Genomic DNA, 470 nt, shown 5'->3' on the forward strand with positions numbered 1-470 from the left:
ACTGCTAAAGATGCCAATGGAAATAATTTAACTGCTGGCGGTGCTACTGTCACCATCACCAACTCATCTGGTTCAGGTACCATTGGTTCGGTTACAGATAATAGCAATGGTACATATACCGCTACTGTCACTTCTCCTACTGCGGCTGGTTCAGGCGTTTTCGTGGCCACATTAGGCGCAGCTCCTGTGAAAAGTGGTACTGGTTCCCAAACTCAATCTACCATTACTTACACTGCTGGTACAGCGAATAAATTAGTCGTTTCTTCTATCTCGCAACAAACAGCTGGTACAGGGTTTGCTGTTACAGTTACATTAACCGACGTAAACGGCAATGCGGTCAATGCCACCGCTGATGGAACAGTTACTCTTACTCGTAAGACAGGTACTGGTACTTTAGGTGGTACACTTACAGGTACCATTACTTCTGGATCTAGTGCAGTTACCATCTCAGGTGTTACTTATACCAAAGC

1 protein-coding gene is annotated in these 470 nt (G+C 45.1%); it reads left to right on the plus strand.

What is annotated here, in order from left to right:
* On the plus strand, positions 1–470 hold a 470-nt coding region (locus SKC36_RS12310; RefSeq protein WP_459466075.1), incomplete at both ends, for an Ig-like domain-containing protein.

The sequence above is a fragment of the Aquirufa sp. OSTEICH-129A genome (assembly GCF_054558355.1).